The sequence below is a fragment of the Robbsia andropogonis genome (assembly GCF_034047095.1).
Classification (GTDB): Bacteria; Pseudomonadota; Gammaproteobacteria; order Burkholderiales; family Burkholderiaceae; genus Robbsia; species Robbsia andropogonis.
The window spans coordinates 1-19796 of sequence record NZ_CP139166.1 but is presented as its reverse complement, the minus strand read 5'-3'; the positions used below and the strand labels follow the sequence as shown (position 1 = coordinate 19796).

Annotated in this window: 19 protein-coding genes; 12 read left to right on the top strand and 7 right to left on the bottom strand. The window is 59.6% G+C overall.

What is annotated here, in order from left to right; all coding sequences use genetic code 11:
• The first annotated feature begins 3 nt into the window (after positions 1-3).
• Both SJQ66_RS05355 and SJQ66_RS05350 read left to right on the top strand, forming a co-directional pair.
• The gene (locus SJQ66_RS05355; RefSeq protein WP_024904268.1) at positions 4-1179 is read left to right on the top strand and encodes an alginate O-acetyltransferase AlgX-related protein; all 1176 of its coding nucleotides are present in this window, start codon (positions 4-6) and stop codon (positions 1177-1179) included.
• Entirely contained in the window at positions 1157-2818 is a 1662-nt protein-coding gene (locus tag SJQ66_RS05350) for a glycoside hydrolase family 44 protein (RefSeq protein ID WP_320534051.1), read from the top strand. The genes SJQ66_RS05355 and SJQ66_RS05350 overlap by 23 nt, the downstream gene beginning before the upstream one ends.
• 114 nt (positions 2819-2932) lie before the next feature.
• On the opposite strand, the gene SJQ66_RS05345 is transcribed toward SJQ66_RS05350, so the two are convergent.
• Entirely contained in the window at positions 2933-4366 is a 1434-nt protein-coding gene (locus SJQ66_RS05345; RefSeq protein ID WP_320534050.1) for an MFS transporter, read from the bottom strand.
• 277 nt (positions 4367-4643) lie between these two features.
• On the opposite strand from SJQ66_RS05345, the gene SJQ66_RS05340 reads away from it, so the two are divergent.
• Positions 4644-5474, top strand: a complete 831-nt coding sequence (locus SJQ66_RS05340) for a sugar phosphate isomerase/epimerase family protein (RefSeq protein ID WP_320534049.1) — start codon at positions 4644-4646, stop codon at positions 5472-5474.
• A gap of 185 nt (positions 5475-5659) precedes the next feature.
• Entirely contained in the window at positions 5660-6064 is a 405-nt protein-coding gene (locus SJQ66_RS05335) for a RidA family protein (protein WP_024904272.1), read from the top strand.
• Positions 6065-6155: 91 nt separating this feature from the next.
• Here SJQ66_RS05335 and SJQ66_RS05330 read toward each other — a convergent pair whose 3' ends face one another.
• Entirely contained in the window at positions 6156-6620 is a 465-nt protein-coding gene (locus tag SJQ66_RS05330) for a CreA family protein (RefSeq protein ID WP_236693375.1), read from the bottom strand.
• A 345-nt stretch (positions 6621-6965) separates the two neighbouring features.
• On the opposite strand from SJQ66_RS05330, the gene SJQ66_RS05325 reads away from it, so the two are divergent.
• From SJQ66_RS05325 to SJQ66_RS05315, 3 genes are read left to right on the top strand one after another with little or no spacing between them, the layout of a single operon-like run.
• Positions 6966-7355: a hypothetical protein gene (locus SJQ66_RS05325; RefSeq protein ID WP_024904274.1), complete on the top strand. Its 390-nt coding sequence runs from the start codon at positions 6966-6968 to the stop codon at positions 7353-7355.
• Between the two features lie 19 nt (positions 7356-7374).
• A complete protein-coding gene (locus SJQ66_RS05320; protein WP_046152139.1) occupies positions 7375-8472 on the top strand; it encodes a FecCD family ABC transporter permease in 1098 nt (365 codons plus the stop codon).
• A 19-nt stretch (positions 8473-8491) separates the two neighbouring features.
• Complete coding sequence (locus SJQ66_RS05315) at positions 8492-9403, top strand: ATP-binding cassette domain-containing protein (protein WP_024904276.1); 912 nt, start codon at positions 8492-8494, stop codon at positions 9401-9403.
• Between the two features lie 58 nt (positions 9404-9461).
• Here the strand turns inward: SJQ66_RS05315 and SJQ66_RS05310 are convergent, their stop codons facing one another.
• Positions 9462-9614, bottom strand: coding sequence for a hypothetical protein (locus SJQ66_RS05310; RefSeq protein ID WP_157685693.1), 153 nt, complete (start codon positions 9612-9614; stop codon positions 9462-9464).
• A 494-nt stretch (positions 9615-10108) separates the two neighbouring features.
• Between SJQ66_RS05310 and SJQ66_RS05305 the strand changes: the two genes are divergently transcribed.
• The 4 genes from SJQ66_RS05305 to SJQ66_RS05290 all read left to right on the top strand — a co-directional run bounded on the left by SJQ66_RS05305 (position 10109) and on the right by SJQ66_RS05290 (position 12226).
• Positions 10109-10771, top strand: a complete 663-nt coding sequence (locus SJQ66_RS05305; RefSeq protein WP_082102415.1) for a chromate transporter — start codon at positions 10109-10111, stop codon at positions 10769-10771.
• Positions 10768-11349: a chromate transporter gene (locus tag SJQ66_RS05300; protein WP_024904281.1), complete on the top strand. Its 582-nt coding sequence runs from the start codon at positions 10768-10770 to the stop codon at positions 11347-11349. Before SJQ66_RS05305 ends, SJQ66_RS05300 begins: the two co-directional genes overlap by 4 nt.
• A gap of 109 nt (positions 11350-11458) precedes the next feature.
• The gene (locus SJQ66_RS05295) at positions 11459-11716 is read left to right on the top strand and encodes a transcriptional regulator (RefSeq protein ID WP_244141690.1); all 258 of its coding nucleotides are present in this window, start codon (positions 11459-11461) and stop codon (positions 11714-11716) included.
• A gap of 159 nt (positions 11717-11875) precedes the next feature.
• Positions 11876-12226: an SMR family transporter gene (locus tag SJQ66_RS05290; protein ID WP_046152141.1), complete on the top strand. Its 351-nt coding sequence runs from the start codon at positions 11876-11878 to the stop codon at positions 12224-12226.
• 62 nt (positions 12227-12288) lie between these two features.
• Here the strand turns inward: SJQ66_RS05290 and SJQ66_RS05285 are convergent, their stop codons facing one another.
• Positions 12289-12954, bottom strand: a complete 666-nt coding sequence (locus SJQ66_RS05285) for a glutathione S-transferase family protein (protein ID WP_320534048.1) — start codon at positions 12952-12954, stop codon at positions 12289-12291.
• Positions 12955-13770: 816 nt separating this feature from the next.
• Between SJQ66_RS05285 and SJQ66_RS05280 the strand changes: the two genes are divergently transcribed.
• Positions 13771-14193, top strand: a complete 423-nt coding sequence (locus tag SJQ66_RS05280; RefSeq protein WP_024904285.1) for an HU family DNA-binding protein — start codon at positions 13771-13773, stop codon at positions 14191-14193.
• A gap of 132 nt (positions 14194-14325) precedes the next feature.
• On the opposite strand, the gene SJQ66_RS05275 is transcribed toward SJQ66_RS05280, so the two are convergent.
• The 3 genes from SJQ66_RS05275 to SJQ66_RS05265 form a co-directional block, all read right to left on the bottom strand.
• Positions 14326-17877, bottom strand: coding sequence for an acyl-[ACP]--phospholipid O-acyltransferase (locus tag SJQ66_RS05275; protein ID WP_320534047.1), 3552 nt, complete (start codon positions 17875-17877; stop codon positions 14326-14328).
• Between the two features lie 224 nt (positions 17878-18101).
• A complete protein-coding gene (locus SJQ66_RS05270) occupies positions 18102-19268 on the bottom strand; it encodes a serine hydrolase domain-containing protein (RefSeq protein ID WP_320534046.1) in 1167 nt (388 codons plus the stop codon).
• A 29-nt stretch (positions 19269-19297) separates the two neighbouring features.
• Complete coding sequence (locus SJQ66_RS05265; protein ID WP_390174014.1) at positions 19298-19621, bottom strand: winged helix-turn-helix domain-containing protein; 324 nt, start codon at positions 19619-19621, stop codon at positions 19298-19300.
• Positions 19622-19796: the final 175 nt, after the last annotated feature.

The window sequence follows — 19796 nt, the reverse complement described above, 5'->3', positions numbered from 1 at the left end:
GCCATGGCAGATCCTCAGCCGCTCCCGCAACGTCCTGCCACCGCTGCCGGCAAGGTCGTGGCCGTGATCCTGATGGGCTTCCTGTTTGTCGGCCTGGTGAGCAATATCTGGTTCGCGTCGACAACCGGATCACTGTTGCCGCAAGCGGTGACCCGGACGGGTATCCTCGATGGCACCGTTTCGAAGGAACTCGCGAGCCGCATGGCAGATACGCCCATCGGCGCCAATGCCGCGCGGATACAACGCGCGCTCGGTTGGCTGACGATCCACGACCTGGGTCCACGCGTACGACAAGGTTGCCCAGGTTGGTTGTTCCTGCGAGACGAGTTGACCGTTCATGCCGACGCCGACAGTCACCTTATCCGCCGCGCCATGACGGTCGCAGCTGTCGAGCATGCATTGGCAAGTCGCGGGATTGGATTGCTCGTTGTCGTGGTGCCCGATAAATCACGTATCGAATCGCGACATCTGTGCACGCTGGTTCGTCCGGCTTCCCTGGCGCCGCGTCTGGGTGAATGGACGTCCCGGCTGAAGGTGGCCGGAGTTCCCGTCGTCGACCTGGACACAACGTTGCGCCGCGTGCCCGGTGACGCTTTTTTCCGGACCGACACGCACTGGACACAAAACGGTGCGGGTGCCGCGGCCCGGGACGTCGCGGCGCGTATCAAGGCCCTGGGCGTGACGCTGGGTGCAAGCAAGCCCGGCTATCGGATCGTGGACCAGCCCCCCGCGCGACGGCCGGGCGATCTGGTGCGCCTGGCCGGGCTGGACGATTTGCCCCTGTCCTGGCAACCCGCCCCGGAGACGGTATCCCGCCGCGACTATGTATATGAAGCGCGAGCCGCATCAACGGCCGATGACTTGTTTGGTGACGCGGACTTGCCTGACATCGCCGTCGTCGGCACGTCGTATTCGACGACATCCGACTTCATACCGCAGTTGGCCCTGGCTCTCGGGAGTGGCGTTGGCAATTTCGCCCACGAGGGCGCAAAATTCGGCGGTGCGGCGCGGGCCTATTTCGCGAGCCCGGCGTTTGCCCAGACACCGCCGAAACTCGTTGTCTGGGAGTTGGATGAAAGGGATCTACAGTCGCCACTCGAGGCGGACGATGCCGTTGTCGTACCGCGTTTCGGCGCGAATGGAACAGGGATGCCGCATGCCAAATCGACCGCGCCGTAAACCACGACCGTTATGGATGGCGTTGCTCGCGACGTGCGTGACGGCGTCGGTGCCCGCAGTGCCCGCTGCCCCGCTACCGGTCATCATCACCATTGATGCAGCAGCCAATCGTCGTCCCATCAGCCCGTTGATCTATGGCTTGAGTTTTGCTACCCCGGACGTGCTGCGGGACTTACGGGCGCCGATCAATCGCTCGGGCGGCAATAGTGCGTCGACGTACAATTGGCGGATCGACGCGCGCAACACCGGGCTGGATTGGTTTTTCGAAAGCGTGCCAATCGATTCGAACGAGGCGCATCAGTACGACGCGCGGTTTATTAGCGACACCCGTGCGGGTCGTGCGATACCGATGTTGACCATCCCAATGGTCGGCAGGGTGGCCAAACTCGATAAGGACGGCAAGCCGCTGGCGAGTTTCTCGGTGGCGAAATACGGCGCGCAGAAAGCGGCCGACGTCAATGGTTTCGCCGATGCAGGCAACGGTATCGCGCCTGACGGCACGCTGATCAAAAACGATCCAGATGATGCATCGGTCGTCGATGCCCCGGAAAACGAGCAGCAGCGCGTCACACATCTCGTGCAGACGTTCGGACGTGCTGGTGCGGCCAACGCCCGGTATTACGTGATGGACAACGAGCCCAGTCTCTGGCACATGAATCACCGTGATATGCATCCAGACGGTGCGCACGCGAGTGAGGTAGCGAAGAAGGTCGTTGCGTATTCCCGCGCGGTGAAGGCGGCCGACGCCGGTGCGCGCGTCGTGGCGCCAGAGGAGTGGGGGTGGACCGGATTTCACCTCAGCGGCTTCGATCAGCAATATGCGGCCGCGCACGGCTTCAGTCATCTTCCGGACCGCGAACAAGAAACTGCTGGCATAGACTACGTTCCGTGGCTGCTGATGCAATGGAAGCAGGCCGGGCACCCGGTGGACGTGTTCAGCCTGCACTTCTATCCGCAGGAAGGCGAGTTCAACGAGAACAAGGGCGCCGCGGATGCCGATACGCCCACGGTCGAATTGGCGCGAAACCGGTCCACGCGTGATTTATGGGATAGCAATTACAAGGACCCATCCTGGATCAACAGCGTGGTGGCCCTGATTCCGCTGATGCGGCAATGGGTCGACACGTATTACTATCCCGGCACGCCGATCGCGCTGACCGAGTACAACTGGGGCGGCGCCACGACGATGAACGGCGCGACGGCGCAGGCCGACGTGTTGGGGATCTTTGGTCGTGAGGGGTTGGACATCGCCGTTCACTGGGGCGCGTTGACGCCGGACATGCCGGTCTACAAAGCGTTTAAACTATACCGGAACTATGACGGACAGGGATCGGGATTCGGCGATATCAGCATTGCCGATGTGCAGCACAACCCGGATCAGGTATCGTCATTCGCGGCGTTGCGCGATCACGATCGGGTGATGACCGTGATGGTCATCAACAAACAGCGCGGCATGGTGGCCGATGTCCTTATGCCCGTCAGCCACTTCGCGATCAGGGGAAAAGTGGCGGTGTGGCAACTCGCGAACAATGCTATCTCCCGCCTGGACGACATCAATGCGGTCGATGGTCAACTGCAACTGACGCTGCATGCCCAGACTGTAACCCTGTTGGTATTACAGGGGGCGGTAACGCGATGACGGCACGACGCGTTGCCGCATCGTGCCATTTTGCCGGCAGCACGCCATACCTGAGGTCGTCTTCCGTTTCATCATCAAGGCAGCGGTATCCACGACCCGGCGCATTTGTTTAGACTAGACCGCCGCCTTACGCAGCTTGCTCTCTGAGACGACTTTCTCGCGCTCACGATCGTAGAGACCTTTCTCGAGCGGTTCCGCGTCAGGCTCACCCAACTGCTGCAGCGGAATGCGATACGTTTCGCGCGCACTCCAGGCAGCAATCGCCGAGAGGATCGTGACCGCCAAGGTAATGCCGCCGATCGTCATGGGAATATTGGCCGATCCGGGGGGCGCCACCATGGCAAACAGCGCAGGCAACAAAGCCGTGATCATGGTGCCGATGTTCTGGCCGATGGCCATCGCGGATACGCGCGAGCGGGCGGGGAACAGTTCCGGATAAAAACTGGGAAATACCGCGTTATAGCCTTGGTAGACGACGCCCCACATCAGGATCGACATGACGAACGCCAGCGGCACGTTGTGAATGCTGATGGCGTACAGATAGGCAAACGACAAAAGACCCGAGCCTACCGCACCGACGGCCACGGGCAATCGCCGCCCTATGCGGTCCGACAGGTTTCCAACAAACGGAATCAGCAGCACGGCGACGATATTCCCGATGACCGGAATCCACAGATAAACGCTTTTATGGAAGCCGATGCCATACGACGCCTGTACCGCGTAGGCCGCGCCGAAAATGGTTGCCACCACGGGTACGACGTTCATTAGCGCCATGAACACCACGCGAACCATGTCCGCGAAGTTATGTTTAAACGCTTCCTTGACCGGTGATGCGTGCACTTGATTCGATTCGACCTGCTTGGCAAACACCGGCGTTTCCTCTACTTCCCTGCGAATGAAATAGCCCGCAACCAGTACCGCCGCCGACAGGAGAAACGGAATGCGCCATCCCCAGCTGTTGAACGATGCATCGTCCATGAAATAGGCGAGGGGAAGAAACACTGCCGCAGCCATGATCTGACCGGCTTGGACGCCTTGCAGCGTAAAGCTGGAATAGTAGCCTCTGCGTCCGAAAGGCGCGTGTTCGAGAATCATCGAGCTGGCCCCGGATATCTCTCCCGCCACCGCGAACCCCTGCGCCAGACGCACGATCACCAACAGGATGGGTGCGATGACGCCGACTTGGTGATAAGTCGGCAACAGGCCGACCGCCATCGTGGATACGCCCATGATGAACATACATATGAGCAGGACATTCTTGCGGCCGTACCGGTCACCCCAATGCCCGAGAATGAAGGCGCCGATCGGCCGCGCCACATAGCCCACGCCGTATGTCGCGAGCGATGCGACAATGGCCGCCTTCGGGTCGCTGGAGGGAAAAAATAGCTGTGGAAAAACCAATGCCGCGGCTTGCGCGTAGATGAAGAAATCGTAGTATTCGAGGGCCGAGCCGATCCATCCACTGGCTGTTGCGCGCTTTGTCTGATTTCGACTGTGAGCGTCCTGGTCTGCGCCTTGAAGCGGGACGTGTACGGGCTCGTGTGACATGCTGGCTCCTGACGAGGAAGTTGTTTAACGCTGGCATTCTCCGGCCAGCCTCGCTACTTTATTGGGATGATAGTAAGGCGTCAGTAAGGCTCTTCCCGAACGGATGTTTCGCGTTGGATATTGGCATCGTTTCGCGTCTTGTGAAATGGTAATGCATGTATTTAAGATAAAGGATGATCAGTATTTACCCTGATAACGTACCTCACCAAGGAGACGCCATGCGCGGGGTTTCAAATCAATACCGTGCGTCGTCTTCGGCCAAAAAAGAAGAACGGGCATGACGACAAATACCATACGGCCTTTATCGCTTGCCGCTTTGACGGTGCTGTCGTTATTGCCGCCCAAGATGGTGGAATGCGCGGCGCTGGCGGGCTATGACTATGTCGGGTTGCGATTGGTGCCGGCGACGGACACCGAGGTACACCACGCTTTTATTGCCGATACGCCGTTGCGCCGTGAAACGCTGGCCTGTATTCGCGATACCGGCGTGCGCGTGCTGGATATCGAGATACTGCGGTTGAAGCCTGACACCCGCGTTACCGACTTCGAATCGTTTTTCGCGGCGGGCGCATTGTTCGGCGCCCAATTCGCGCTGATTGCCGGTAACGATCCCGATGCATCGCGCACGGCGGACAATATCGCCAAAATAGGCGAGTTAGCGGCGAAATATGGCATCAGGCCGTGCATCGAACCGATGCCATGGACCGATATCAAAAGTGTGGTGCAAGGAGGTCGGATCATCGCTGCGAGTAAAAGTACCAACGCCGGCTTGATCGTCGATCCGATCCATTTCGATAGAGCGGCATCGACCCTTGCTGAGCTACGGGCGCTGCCGGTTGACTATTTCCACTACCTGCAACTGTGCGATGCACCGCGCGAACGCCCGGTCGATATGGAAACGATCCTGTTTCAGGCGCGTGCCGCACGCCTGATACCAGGCCAGGGCGGGCTGGATTTGTCAGGCATCCTGCGGGCGCTGCCCGATGGTATTCCGATCAGCCTCAAAGTGCCCATGCTGGAATGGGCGAAGACCGCCAGTGCGCTGGAACGTGCGACCCGGCTACGCGAAGCTACCCGTGCACTGCTCTCGCGGGTCTATAAGGCATGATCGATATATGCCGCGTTGCCATTCAGGTGGGCATGCCGACAGCACCTGTGATTCATCCACGCGAAATAGACCAGTAATGCGCGTTTAATTGCGATGGATTATCGAGGCCCCATAATCCGTCCATTCGCCTTGTCCAGCAATCCTGTTCGCTCCGCTGACGGAGACTTTTTTTGGGGGACGTTTACATGGCCGGTGATACCGCGCAATCGCACCCGCAATACCCTGAGACGCCGTTACTGGCAAAGCCTGGCGGCCATTATAGCCATGTGAGTATCGCAAATGGCTTCGTGTTTGTTTCCGGCCAGTTACCGATTACGACCGCGGGGGAAAAATTGATCGAAGCGCCCTTCGACGTGCAGGCGGAGCAGGTACTGGCCAATGTCGGCAATGCGCTGGCGGCGGCGGGCGTGGGTATGGCGCAACTGGTGCAAGTACGCGTATATCTGGACGACATCGAAAATTGGCCGCGCTTCAACGAAATCTACGCGCGGTGGGCGGGCAATGCGCGGCCGGCACGCGCGATCGTACCCACCGGCCCGCTGCACTTCGGGTTCAAGATTGAAGTCGAAGTGACGGCAGTCAGTCGATAGCCCACGGCCCGGCGATGTGAGTGGATCACGTCAATAGTCACGCGTCCAGCATGCGCCATGGCGCGACGAGGAGAAGCACGCAGCAACGCGGTTACTTGACCGATACGGTCGTACCGGCTGGCAAAGCTACGGCAGTCACGGCATTCTTGGCGCTCCCACTCACGATTCGATCGCTATAGGTCAGGTAGACCAAGGTATTGCGCTTCTCATCGACGATGCGGACTACATGCAGGGTTTTAAAGATAAGGGAGAGACGATCCGAGAAGATCGTGTCCTTCTGCTTGAGGGGACCGGCAATACTGATCGGTCCGACTTGACGGCAAGCAATGGAGGCCTCGGTCGGGTCCTCGGCGATCCCCAGCGTTCCCTTGACCCCCCCTTTTCTTGCGCGGGAGACGTAGCATGTCACGCCTTTGACATCGGGGTCATCGTAGGCCTCTACAGTGACGCGATCCGATCCGGTCAAATGGAAATTGGTATTGACGCTGGCAATTTCCTCGGCGCCTGCCGTGTGCGTCCAACTGAACGCTGCAAAAAGGATGCCGGCGAGCGTCATGCAACGTGCGTTCATATTCGTGTTCCGGTGCGGTTTGGGTGGTCATGCAACGCGTTAGCGTAGCATTGGACGGTGGCGTGTGTACGACGGCACCGTCGAGCATATCGCGGCGACGGTAAGTCGTTCTTTACAGATACGAATGCTTCGCATTACATTATTGTTTTCTGGCATGTGCGACACGCTTGTGTCAGCGACCGGAGTAGACACGACATTGCCGCACCAAACACGCGCAGCGCGCCGGGTAGGTTCGTATTCCACGTGACGCCGCGTGATACCTTTATGTCGATCGCCCCATCGCTCGATGCCCGTACGAGTCTCCCCGGCCTGAATTTGGAGTCTTGAACAATGCGCACTGATAGCAACAAGGTCACCGATAGGTACGGGGCGTCTGATAAAGGGCGTCGATGCTATCTGGCGACCCTTGCTGTTGGCAAGGGCATCCGACCGGCGCGTGTTGTGGCGATTGGTGACGCAGTTTGCGAATGCGTTCACGTGCTGACCGCGCGCTCCGATGCGCAATGGCGGCAAACTCAACATGTGGTGCAAGATGGATTGCCGCGTGTCGGGGCGCGCCTTGTCCGTGCATCGTTCGTCATGGCGAATCGTGGCGGTGTGCAGACACCCGCAGGTTGCGGTCAACGCGTGTCGGTCTTCGATATGTTGTTCCCGCTCGGTTTCGGTCCACGGTTGCCGCAGGCAGCCAGATTATTGGCTGAGGGTTTGTATCGTGAATAGTCTGCCAGGGGCGGACCGGATGCGTCGCTTGCTCTGTTCGCGCGGGCGTCATACCCGTGGCGGGCCTGATGGCACACGGTCTGTTGCTGTACGGCATCGTCCCGGATGGCCATTGCCGGTTCTGGCGTTTCTGCTATTTGGCGTGGTGGTGTGCGCACTCTGCGTCGGAGCATATCCGATACCGCTTCACACGCTTGCGGCCATCGCGTTTGGGCGTGATACCGGTGACATGATGGCGCGTGCGGTGGCATGGGATATTCGGCTGCCACGGGTGCTCGCCGGGATTGTTGGCGGCGCGACGCTCGGGGCCGCTGGATGCGCGATGCAGGCCTTGTTCCGCAACCCGTTGGCGGACCCTGGCCTGATCGGGGTGTCCAGCGGTGCGGCGTTGGGGGCCTCGGCCGCGATCGTGCTATTTCCTGCCTCCGGTACGGTTCTCGTCATGGCATGGCAAGTCGCGGTGTTGCCATTGGGGGCGTTTGCCGGCGCATTGGTCGTGGTGGCGCTCGTATATCGGCTAGGCGCCGTCGGGGGCGCCTTGGTCGTTCAGTGGCTACTGCTGGCAGGGATTGCGGTGAATGCAATGGTAGGCGCGGTGATCGGGCTACTTGGCTACGTTGCCACCGATGCACAATTGCGTTCGCTGACTTTCTGGAGCCTTGGTAGTCTGGCTTCGGGAGGCTGGTCGATGCTAGGCGCAATGCTTGTGCCGGCATTTTTAGGCTGGGGCCTGCTATTGCGTCATCGGCACGCGTTGACGGTATTTCAGCTTGGCGAAGCGGATGCGCAGGCGGTGGGTATCGACGTGCGGCGCGTAAAACGGGATGCGCTGCTCGCCACGGCGTTGTGCGTGGGTGGGGTGGTATGTCAGACAGGCGTGATTGGCTTTATCGGCTTGGTCGCGCCACATTGCTTGCGCTTGCTGTGCGGCCCGGATCTACGTCGCGTACTGCCCGGTGCGATGTTGTTGGGCGCCTTGCTCGTGGTGTCCGCCGATTTGCTCGCTCGTACCATCGCCGCGCCGGCCGATATCCCCATCGGAATATTGACGGCATTGATTGGCGCGCCATTTTTCATGAGCTTGCTGTTGCGTCGAAAGCGGATGGCGGGTTTCTAGCCGCGATCGAGGAGGGGGGATGTTGACTGTGGAAATGCTGTCACTGACTGTGGCGGGGCGCGCGTCGGATTCACCGAGAATGCTCTTGAACGCGATTGATCTTCAGATTCGTCCGGGCGAGATGTTGATGCTGATGGGCGAGAACGGCAGCGGGAAGTCGACGTTGCTGGCCTGCCTTGCGGGACAGCAAGTCGGGTTGACCGCATCGTCTGGAGCGTGGCAGCAGCGCGGGGCGGTTTGCCTCGATGGCGTGCCCGTCCTGGACATCCCGCCGATGGCCCTGGCACGGCGCCGTGCCTGGATGCGCCAGTCGACTTCCATCAGCTTTGGCTTCTCAACGGACGAGGTGGTCGAGCTGGGCCGCTTCGGCCAAGGCACGCATGCGCGCAATCGGACAATTGCACTCGAAGCGCTCGCGTTGTCTGGTGCGTCGGATCTTGTTGGACGCGACGTGATGACCTTGTCCGGCGGAGAACTGGCGCGTGTGCAATTTGCCCGCGCCTTGGCACAGCTATGGCCTGATTCACCCGATGGCGAGCTTTTTCACGAGCACGTTAATAAGGGGAGGTCGCGGCACTTCCATGACGCAATGGCTCGAGAGACTGTATCCAGCACGGCATTGCCGCCGCATGGAGAGGCGCGTTATCTATTGTTGGACGAACCAACAGCCGCCATGGATTTACGGCACCAGCAGCATGTCCTGGGTGCCGTTCGGCGCTTGTCGCGCGAATGGGGCATCGGGGTGGTCGCGATCGTGCATGATCCCAACCTCGCCCTGGCCTACGCGGACCGCGTGGTCATGCTGAAAATGGGGCAACTTCTGGCCGACGTTCCGATTGATGCACTAGACGCAGCGCTTTTGCAACGCTGCTTCGATGTTCCTATGTCTTTTGTCGATGGCCCTTTCGGGCGACGTGCATTGATGGCGTAGTGAAGCGATCAACGCACGTAAGGTGGCCACCGTTCATATTACCGGTGACATCGTGCGATCAGCGGCAACGGCGGACCCAATGGTGGTGCACGATAAAGCGTTTGCAGACCAAGTGATGCGGATGGTGGTGCGGCGGCGGTGCGGCGAAGGCCGCGCTGACGGTTGCCATCCCGCCCAAGGCGAGCAGCGTGGAGCAGATGATCTTCTTCATGGTGTGTTTGTTTTTGTAGATGAAATGTCGTTGTCGATGAATCACGCCGGTAGCACAAAACCGAAGTGATGAAGGGAAAGGACATCATCGAAATGATGCCTGTCACCACCACGATCACGCCGTGTGTAGCGGTGCCTGGTGAACATCCTATCAGCATGCGGCCGCTTGCGCGGGGCCCGCATCAATCAGAACCACGCGAAGAAACGGCGATCGTTACAAAAGCCGCTTTCCCTCACCTTTTGTTTCATAAAAGGCGCCCTTGAAATAATCGACAGTTTTGAAAGTTTCACGGTGACGAGTGTCGGCAATTCGCACGCTCACGCCGAAAGAGCCTTTTTTCCGGTGTCATTTCACCGCACGTTGCACTACCATGGGCGTTCCAGTTTGCCGCGGCGCCCGGGCGACCGCATGTTCTCGCTGTGTGTCGTGCGGGGATGGAAATGTCGCGGCGGGCATTGTGTTTACTTGATCGGTCGCCGTCGCGGCATTTGTCCATGTCTGGTTTGCGTCCCCCTGTCCAACCGCCTTATCCGGCGACACCCTCGCATGATCCCTCTCGCGGTAGCGGTCCGCCATCGTCGCGTCCTCCACGTTCGGAGCCGCCTACCCTGCTGGGGCTATTTCTCATATTTAGCCGGATTGGTTTGACCAGCTTCGGTGGCGGGCTGAGCGGTTGGTTGTTGCGTGAATTCGTCCAGGATCGCGATTGGATCACCGAAGAAGACTTTCTCAATGGGCTGTCCATTTCGCAAGCGCTGCCCGGTGTCAACGTCAAGAACATGGCGATCTGGATTGGTCATCGCTTGCTGGGCTGGCGTGGGGCGGTGCTGGCCGTTTCCGGCATCATCGTGCCGCCCGCGATTTTCATTATCGTTCTGGCCTCCTTCTTGACGGCGTTTATTCATTACACGCCTGTCCATGTATTGCTGGCTGGCGCGGCGGCCGCCGCTACGGGACTGTCGCTCTCGATCGGCATCACGACAGCGCGGCGCGTGCGCCGGAAGCCTGTGCCGTTGGCTTTTCTTGCGGTAACGTTTATCGCCGTCGGTATCTTGCGGCTGCCGCTGTTCTGTGTGGTGGTGGTGGCAGGTGGCTTGAGTGTCTGCTTTGAATATGGCATGCTGCGTCGCGCTGCGCCAAAGGAGGAGCGCGAATGAGCCTGTCTTCCAAAACATTGTGGCAACTCGCCGCGGTGTTCGCACCGTTGTCCCTTGCGACCATCGGCGGCGGACAAGCGATCATCGCGGATATTCAACGTCAGGTCGTGGACGTTCACGGTTGGCTGACGCATGCGCAATTCGCCGTCGATTTCGCCATCTCGCGTATGGCGCCCGGTCCAGGTTCATTGCTTGCGACGCTGATCGGTTGGCAAATCGCGGGCTTCTGGGGCGCGGTGGTCGCGACGATGGCGTTGCTGGCGCCGACGGGTCTGCTTGTCTATGGTCTGACCCATGTCTGGGCGCGTTATCGCGGTGCGCTGTTTCTCAGCGCGTTGGAGCGCGGTTTGCGGCCCGTGGCGGCTGGCATGATCCTGGCGGCCGGTTGGGTTTTGCTGACAACGTTGGATGGCGGCGCGGCAGCCAAGGTCATCGCGCTCTGTGCTACCGTCATGTTGCTCCTGTCGCGTATCAATCCCCTGCTATTGCTTTTGATGGGTGCGGTGCTGCTATTGGGCGTCCATACGCTAGGTGGCGTCGTCTCACTGCCGGCCTTATGGCAGGTGCGGTTGAGCTAGCGGGAGGGGCTCGGCGGATCACCACCGAACGTCGTATTTATGAGACTTTGGTAATAGACTAATCCGTCTCGTGATCAAAGCATTTCGTCGGACGGGGCAATGGGCTAAGATGAGCGTCGCTTCTGGATGGACGGGGGGATGGATGACGACAACGAAGCGGATCGTGCAGACGCAGCAGGACTTCTTGTTGGCCGCAATGGCGACGCTGGGGATGACGCAAACCGAATTTGCAAAACGGCTGAGCGTGGCTGACAAGACTCTGGAGAAATGGCTCGCGCCCACGGGCGGGGCAGATTTTACGGCGCTACCGGACGTCGTCTGGACCTTCGTGCGCGAGATTCTGGCCTGGTCTGAGAAAAAGGGGTGATCGCTCGAACCCGGGCGTGCTCACGCCACATGACTTGCCAGGATGGCAAGGTGCCTGCATAGCCTTCCCCTGTCTGTTACTACGCATCCTTGCGATAGCGCACCTTTCGTAGTGCGCTACCATTGCTTGCGGCATCGCTCCCCTAGAATGAGGTCTCAGATGAAGTACTTGTCGGCAATCGGTGCCTATCCCGCGCTTGCGCTTGCTATTGCGGCGGAAGTCTTCGGCACATCGATGCTGAAGATGTCCGATAGTTTCACGCGCGTCGTGCCAACGGTGCTGACGTTCACCGGTTATGCGATCGCGTTCTATTTCATGTCGCTGTCGATGCGCACGGTGCCGATAGGGATCATCTATGCAATATGGTCGGGCGCCGGCATTGTGCTCATATCGCTGATCGGTTGGGTCGCCTTCGGGCAGCGACTGGACATCCCGGCCATAATCGGCATTGGTCTTATTGTCGCCGGCGTTGTTGTTCTCAATCTCTTCTCGAAGTCTGCCGCGCATTGACGGCGTTGTACTATCGCGGTGCCGTCAAATGACGCGCATGGTGACCATGCGGCAGCGCGCCGTCATCCAAGTGAAAATGGTCCGCCCTTATCGAGGGCCCGACGATACGCCTCGCGACTTTCGACGCGATTGACGAATGCGTCGATATGCGGCCACCGTGCCAAGCCGACGCGACCTTTCGCGGCTTGCAGCGGAAAACTCATCTGGAAGTCGGCGCCACTGAGCGTGTCTCCCAGGAACCAATCGCGCTCTTTCAAGTGCGCATCGACATAATCCAGTTGCCGCACGAGTTGCGGCTCGCCAAAATTGGCCTGTGCTTTATGCGCGATACCTTTGATAAGCGGCTTGACAAAGAACGGCGCAGGCGACTGCGCGATCCGTGTGAAGACCAGCTTCAGCAGCAACAGCGGCATCAATGACCCCTCTGCGTAATACAGCCAATACGATTGATCGAGGCGCGCATCGGTGCCCGGGACGGGACCGAAGCGACCGTCACCGTAGTGATCGATCATATACTCGATGATCACGGCAGACTCCGCGAGCAGCCGATCGCCATCCTCCAATACCGGTGATTTCCCCAGAGGGTGCACGGCTGCAAGTTCCGGCGGTGCCAACATGGTGCGCGGATCGCGAGTGTAAAGCTGGAGCCTGTACGGCACGCCCAGTTCTTCCAACAGCCATAAAACGCGTTGCGAGCGTGAATTGTTCAAATGATGCAAGGTCAGCATGGACATCTCCTTGACACTAGCGGGCGGTACGAGTGGTCTTTGATGTGTTGTTATTCAGCGGCCGTGGGGATCCCGTTGGCTTGCCGCCATGCGGTTCATCGCTAAAAATAGGGGTGCGCCGGACCCTCATCTCTTGTTGCTCGACTACTTTTCAATCCGGCGATCTCCTTCCGACAACGGAAAATAGGGCATAGGTCAGCCGATGTCGATTACATCGGCGGCATCTGCTGTAGGGGATAACCACAGTTTCCATGCGGCGGCCAATTGCGGACTCATGATGCTGGAGGCCTCCTGCTAATGGAAAAACTTGCGCCCTGCGATCGAGAAACGATTTCCGAGTGGCATGGGCATGCAAAGAAAGCAGTGTCCTCGGGACCTACAAGGTGACGCAGGATGTATCACGATACAGCAATAAAACGCTTTTCGACACGCGCGGCAAGTAGTGAGAGGTCATTCCGTGTTTCCCGACGGTGGTGTTCGAGGCATGAAACCGGGGCGATTGCTTGTTGCCATAGCGAATATTCGGTGCGACAGATTGTCCAGTGCCTCCGTCGTCGAGTATATGCGACAAGGCGCGCGCACCTCTGCGAAACGTGCATTCAATGCTCGGCCAACCATGCGAAATCGCCGAATGTGATGCGTTACGACCCGTGTTTTACGCTTCTGAAACGAAATTTAATGAAATATCGCTGCCAGAATGCATCAAACACGCTATAAAGGCATCACAAACACGTCACAAACGCGTTTGGTATCGATACAATAGGCGATCGCCGCAAGGGTCGGCGACACAATAACGGTCGACAACTGGAGAGTCGAATGGCAACAGCAAAGAAGGCAGCGGCAAAGAAGGTCGCAGCTAAGAAGGCGCCGGCAGCTAAGAAGGCCGTAGCGACGAAGAAGGTTGCAGCAAAGACGTCGGGCGCTGCGCCGATCAAGGACACCTTCACCAAGGTGACGTTGGCAACGCATCTGGCTGAGGTTTCCCAAGTGGAGCCGAAGCAGGTCAAGGCAGTCTTGGCAGCACTGGAAGCCACCATCCTCGGCGCTGTCCACAAGAAAGGCGTGCGTGAATTCACGCAGCCCGGCCTGCTGAAGCTGACGGTGCAAGACGTTCCGGCCAAGAAGAAGCGCGTTGGCAAGGACCCGTTCACCGGCGAAATGCGCGAGTTCGCGGCCAAGCCGGCATCGGTGCGTATCAAGGTTCGTGCACTGAAGAAGCTGAAGGACGCCGCGCTGTAACCCAGCCGCGTTGACAACCTTCGGGCAGGCTCGAGCCGTCAGGGCAGGTCTGCTGAAAAAAGCGCTGCATCGAGAGAGGTGGCGCTTTTTTATTGCCAGCGAGGCCGCTACGAAGCCGACCGACCGCGCGGATCATTCGCTTGTTTTTTCCAGGGCCAATTCAGTGACCGGATCGGCTTGTGCCGCCAGTTGCTTCGCGCGCTGGTAATCCGTTTTGCCAGTGCCGAGCGTCGGTAGCTTGTGCAGATGAATAATGCGTCGCGGTAGTGCCAGCTCGCTGACCTGACGTTGCTGGAACCACTGCAGCAGCGCGTCGCGCCTGGCATCCTCGCGTGTGGTCAATAACACGATTTGTTCGCCCTTCCGTGAATCCGGCAGACTGACCGCGGCATGTTGCTGGTCGGGCCAGAGCGCCGATATCGCCGACTCAACGGCCGTCAGCGAGACCATTTCTCCGGCAATCTTCGCGAAGCGCTTCTGCCGCCCTTGAATTGTCACGTAACCATGCTCGTCGATCGAGACGATATCGCCGGTGTCATACCATCCATCGGGCGGTGCTTGCAGCACGCCGGGCGCATCGGCCTTCATATAGCCCTTCATCACGTTCGGGCCTTTCACAAACAGCAAGCCGGCGTTATCAATACCCGGGACTGTCTCGAGACGGCTGGCAATACCCGGCAGCAAGCGGCCGACGGTGCCCGGTCGATTCTGCATCGGAGTATTGAGGCTGATGACCGGGGACATTTCCGTGGCGCCGTACCCTTCGAAAATCCGCACACCATATTTGTCCGCATAAACCCGACGCGTGTCTTCACGCAATTTCTCCGCGCCCGCAAAGATATAGCGGACGCTGTGCAGGTCGTATGGATGAGCGGCACGCGCGTACGCGGACAGGAATGTATCGGTGCCAAACATGATCGTCGCATTTGTGTCATAAATCAGTTCCGGCACGATCCGGTAATGCAGTGGCGATGGGTAGTAGAACGCCTTGATACCCGACAGAATTGGCAGCAGGGTGCCACCGGTGAGGCCGAAGGAATGAAACATCGGCAAGACGTTCAGCACGATATCCTGGGGCCCGAAGTCGACGCGGCTGGCAATTTGGCCGCAATTTGCCAGAATATTGTGGTGGCTCAGGACGACGCCCTTCGGGCTGCCCTCGGAGCCAGACGTGTACAGGATGACCGCGGTGGTGTCGGCCAACGCATGGTTGCTGGGCGCATCGTCATCGGTGGTCGGTTTTGCCACGTATCCCGCGCCGCGTAGATTGCGTGCATACGCCCAATGGGGGAAGCGCGACGCCAGCAGGCCATACGCCTTGTCATGCCAGCGCACGGTGGTCGGCAAATCTTCGAGATAGACGATCTTCACGCCAGCGGCGACAAGCGCATCGATTATCGCTTCGAGCTTCGCCATGGTTACGAAACGGCGCGATGTGAGCACGGTCTCCAGCTTCGCCGTGTTGCAGGCTTGCGCGGTTTGCGCCGCCCCGTTGGTGAAGTTCAACATGGCCGGCGCGCGACCGATCGACTGTAGCGCGAAGAAGACGACGCTGGCGGCCACCGTATTTGGCAGCATGACGCCGACCGGTTCGAGGGACACGGTGTGCTCCCCGGTTTGCGCCGCATCGGCAGGTTCAAGATGACCACGCAAAAGCACGCGCCCCAGGGTGAATACGCGAAGCAGGAAAGCGCCATAGCGGAGCGGCTTGCGTTCGATATCCTCGACAATGGGGCGGTGACGGCCATGCACCTCGCTGGCGCTGAGCAGTGCCTGGAACAGTGTCTTGTGCGTGCCCGCGCTCCGAAACATCATTTCCGACATTACGTCATATAGTTGCGCGCTGGCCATCTGGCGCCGCGCGCGCCCCTTGATGTCGTCAGGTATCGCGAACCGTTGTGGTGGCAGTACCGTCATCGTAATGCGTGGGAACCACCGGATGCGCACCTTGCCGCGGAGCCGCGAGAACGGTGAATATTGCGCCCCATCGATTCGGATCGGCAACAGTTGCGCATCCGAGCGATCGGCGATCATGCCTGGTCCTTCGTAAATCTTCATCAGCGCACCGGTCACCGTCAAACGACCCTCGGGGAAGATCATGCACTTCTCGTCGCGCTTGAGCAGGTCGATCAAGGACTTGGCGGCCAACGGATTTGTCGGATCGAGCGGGAAGGCATTGACAAGTGCCATCACCGGCTTCATCCACCATTGACGCGCGACATGCGTGTTGACGGCAAAGTGCAGTTTTTCAGGCAGGAACGCGGCAATCAGTACCGCGTCGAGGAACGACGTGTGATTGGCGACGATCAGCACGCGGCTGCCGGCGTCCGTGTAGCGCTCCGGATGACGCAATTCGACGTGATACAGCAGCGTCAGTACGGAACGGAGCACCGAGCGCACCAATGCGTCCGGTAGCAGGCGGCAGATATAAAGTGCCACCGCGCCATTCGCCACCGCTACACTCAGGAAGATTTCCGGGATAGTGAAGTGCAGCGCCAGCATGACGATGGTCAGGAGAGCGGATACCACCATGAACAGCGCATTCATCACGTTGTTTGAGGCGATCACCCGCGCACGGTGCGCGGGCGGGCTGCGATGCTGCATGATCGCGTACAACGGCACGATATAGATGCCGCCGCATATGGCCATGCCGCCGAGATCGAACAGCACGCGCCAGTTGGCGGGCACGCTCAGGAACGTTCGCAGCGATTGCAGCGACTCCGTCGTGGCCGCAGTCGCGACGACAGCCGTTGCGTGTTGGCTGGCAAAGTAGAGGTCGATGCCGAACAGCGTCAGACCGAGCGCCGCCAGGGGTACATACGTTGCCTGCACCTCGCCGCGCAACAACCTATCGCAGGCGTACGAGCCCAGACCGACGCCTACCGAGAACACCGTCAGCAACAAGGTGACCACGGCTGGGTCTGCATGCAATACGTCTTTTACGTAGGGAGCGAATTGAGCCAGCAGCGTTGCACCTACGAACCAGAACCACGAACTGCCCAGAATGCATCGCTTGATCGCTTTGTCCTGGAAGCTTTGCGAGACGATCAGGATCGTTTCTCTGAACAGGTTGCGATTGATCCGTAGCGAGGGGTCACTCGGTGTCGCGGCGGCGATGTGCCGGCTGCTCAGATAGCCAATGACGGCCACCGCGACCAAGGCGATGCAGACAAGGGTTTCGCCGTTCGCACGCAAGACCAATGCGCCTCCGGCAATCGTGCCCATCAAAATGGCAAGGAATGTTCCGGCTTCAACGAGCGCGTTGCCTTCGAGTAATTCCTCGGGCTTCAGTTGCTGTGGCAGTAGCGCATATTTAATCGGCCCGAAGAAGGTCGAATGCACGCCCATGCCCGCGAGGGCCGCCAGCAGGATGCCGATGCTATGCAGATAGAAGCCGGCGACAGCCACCGCCATAATCCCGATTTCGACCAGCTTGATCACCCGGGTCATCGCCGCGCGATCGTATTTGTCGGCCATCTGGCCCGCCATCGCGGAAAACAGGAAAAAGGGCAGAACGAACAGGCCGCCCGCGACGGTTACAAGCCATTGCGCGTCATGCGCACCGGTTGCCATCCGGTACGTAATCAGCATGATCATTGCATTTTTCAGCAAATTATCATTCAGCGCGCCGCAGAACTGCGTAACGAACAGCGGCAAAAAGCGCTTGGTGCGAAACAATGACATTGCAATGCCTCTTATTAATAGTTTGCCGCGCGGGCAGACTGACTAGTCGATGCTGCGCAGTATGCCTTCACCACTTTGGGATTGGTTAAGAATAATGAATGGCGTGCTTGATGGTGACGCGCGTGGCAAGAAACCGGCGCTGTCGCCGGGGAGCGCGCGGGCCTTTATGTCGACTTGCCGAATGGGGGGAGCCGACGGTGTGTCGCGCGCCGCGGCGTTGAGCGTCAATTCAAGGCAGCGTAGACGGCGTCCCGTATGTCGATGGTCAAACGCCCGTTCATTCCTTCATAGGCCGTATTGGTCATCACCAGCACGATCAAGTCATGCACCGGATCGATAAACCAGTGGTGTCCGTAGACGCCGCCCCAGGAAAGCGTGCCCGGACTTTGCGGCGTTTCAGCCAGGATCGGGTCGACGAGAACGCCCGCGCCAAAGCCAAAGCCCCAGCCGGGGCCGCGCGATGCAACGTCGATGCCGCAAAGATCGCCACAACGCATGGGTGCGATAGGCGGCGATAACCAGCCGGGATCGGCGGCTCGCAGCGATTCCAGCAACGTCAGCACGTCGGCTGCGCTGCCGGACATGCCGGCGCCCGCCGATGGATAAGCATGGGGATTCGTGATGCGTGATGGCGCGAAGCGAACGCCTTGTTCTGGCGCATCGTCGAAGGGTAACCATAAACCATCCGGTATCGGGAACGTGCCGTCCGCTCCATTTGCGTAAGCGGTCGTCAAGCGGTGTTCTCGACCCGCGTCAACGCCGAAGCCGATGTCTTTCAATCGAAGGGGTTTACCCACCAGCTTGTCGATCGCCGCAGGCAACGGCATGTCCATTGCCCGTGCCAATACCGCGCCAAGGACATCAATCGCCAGCGAGTAGGCCCAGCCATGGCTAGGCGCATACGTCAGCGGTACCTGGGCCAGACGTTGAAGATTGGTTTCGAGATCACAGTCGGCCAGGTCCAGCCCATCGGAGACCCCGTGTTGCTGATACGAGCCGTTCTTTTCCTGTGACAGGCCGTACCCCAAGCCCGCGGTATGCGTCAACAAATGGTAGACATTGATTCGTGCCGGTGTGCCATCGGGTCGTAATGGCGTGAAGAAGGGCAACCACCGTGTGACCGGTGCGTCCATCGCCACGATACCTGCCGCGACAGCGCGCAACGCGGCGACGGTAACGAAGGGCTTCGACACGGAGGCGAGCCGGAATATGCTGTCCCACTGCATCCGACGTTGTGCCTCGCGATTTGCCCAGCCGGCGGCGCGACGATAGCGCGCAATGCCGTGTTGCGTCACGCAGACGACCGCGCCCACGACGCGATCGTCGTGCAACGCCGCGTCGATCGCGTCATCGAGTCGTTGCCGCAATGGCACTTCATGCAGGTCGGTCATCCCGGATGCTCCTAGTGAATCGCGCTTGCTCAGCGCTTCAGCAGTTTATCCAGCGCATGGATCTGCGCCGTGCAGGCTGCGTAAGCGGTCTCTTCGATACCGCGATATAGCGCGACGATCGATTCCCCCACGGGCGTCAGCACGCAGCCGCCACCACGTTGACCTCCCATTTCAGCATGGGTGGCCGGCATCTCCAGTGAGCGGTTCAACTCGTCGATCAACATCCATGCGCGACGATAGGACATATTGAGATGCCGTGCGGCGGCGGAGATCGATCCTCTTTCGCGAACGGCCTCGAGCAACGCGACCTTGCCAGGACCAATGGCGATACTGCCGTCGTGATGGATGCGCATGCGAAAGCGTACGTGCGGGTCGATTGCCTGCGATGGCATGGCGTCATCGGTGGCCCGGGCATCGCGGTCGTCCGCAGCGCGGCGGTGCTTACCCGAGGTCGCCGAATGATCAGCGCTCGCGTTGGCAGTGCGCGCATCGCCTTGCGGGCCGGCGCGTGGAGAGGGCGATGCGGAA

Coding starts and splice junctions, on each gene's coding strand:
- SJQ66_RS05265 (WP_390174014.1), bottom strand. CDS start 19,621: ATGCGCATCCATCACGACGGCAGTATCGCCATTGGTCCTGGCAAGGTC.
- SJQ66_RS05325 (WP_024904274.1), top strand. CDS start 6,966: ATGCGCACTGATAGCAACAAGGTCACCGATAGGTACGGGGCGTCTGAT.
- SJQ66_RS05275 (WP_320534047.1), bottom strand. CDS start 17,877: ATGTCATTGTTTCGCACCAAGCGCTTTTTGCCGCTGTTCGTTACGCAG.
- SJQ66_RS05320 (WP_046152139.1), top strand. CDS start 7,375: ATGCGTCGCTTGCTCTGTTCGCGCGGGCGTCATACCCGTGGCGGGCCT.
- SJQ66_RS05315 (WP_024904276.1), top strand. CDS start 8,492: ATGTTGACTGTGGAAATGCTGTCACTGACTGTGGCGGGGCGCGCGTCG.
- SJQ66_RS05270 (WP_320534046.1), bottom strand. CDS start 19,268: ATGACCGACCTGCATGAAGTGCCATTGCGGCAACGACTCGATGACGCG.
- SJQ66_RS05305 (WP_082102415.1), top strand. CDS start 10,109: ATGTCTGGTTTGCGTCCCCCTGTCCAACCGCCTTATCCGGCGACACCC.
- SJQ66_RS05345 (WP_320534050.1), bottom strand. CDS start 4,366: ATGTCACACGAGCCCGTACACGTCCCGCTTCAAGGCGCAGACCAGGAC.
- SJQ66_RS05285 (WP_320534048.1), bottom strand. CDS start 12,954: ATGCTGACCTTGCATCATTTGAACAATTCACGCTCGCAACGCGTTTTA.
- SJQ66_RS05310 (WP_157685693.1), bottom strand. CDS start 9,614: ATGAAGAAGATCATCTGCTCCACGCTGCTCGCCTTGGGCGGGATGGCA.
- SJQ66_RS05340 (WP_320534049.1), top strand. CDS start 4,644: ATGACGACAAATACCATACGGCCTTTATCGCTTGCCGCTTTGACGGTG.
- SJQ66_RS05295 (WP_244141690.1), top strand. CDS start 11,459: ATGAGCGTCGCTTCTGGATGGACGGGGGGATGGATGACGACAACGAAG.
- SJQ66_RS05280 (WP_024904285.1), top strand. CDS start 13,771: ATGGCAACAGCAAAGAAGGCAGCGGCAAAGAAGGTCGCAGCTAAGAAG.
- SJQ66_RS05355 (WP_024904268.1), top strand. CDS start 4: ATGGCAGATCCTCAGCCGCTCCCGCAACGTCCTGCCACCGCTGCCGGC.
- SJQ66_RS05330 (WP_236693375.1), bottom strand. CDS start 6,620: ATGACGCTCGCCGGCATCCTTTTTGCAGCGTTCAGTTGGACGCACACG.
- SJQ66_RS05290 (WP_046152141.1), top strand. CDS start 11,876: ATGAAGTACTTGTCGGCAATCGGTGCCTATCCCGCGCTTGCGCTTGCT.
- SJQ66_RS05335 (WP_024904272.1), top strand. CDS start 5,660: ATGGCCGGTGATACCGCGCAATCGCACCCGCAATACCCTGAGACGCCG.
- SJQ66_RS05300 (WP_024904281.1), top strand. CDS start 10,768: ATGAGCCTGTCTTCCAAAACATTGTGGCAACTCGCCGCGGTGTTCGCA.
- SJQ66_RS05350 (WP_320534051.1), top strand. CDS start 1,157: ATGCCAAATCGACCGCGCCGTAAACCACGACCGTTATGGATGGCGTTG.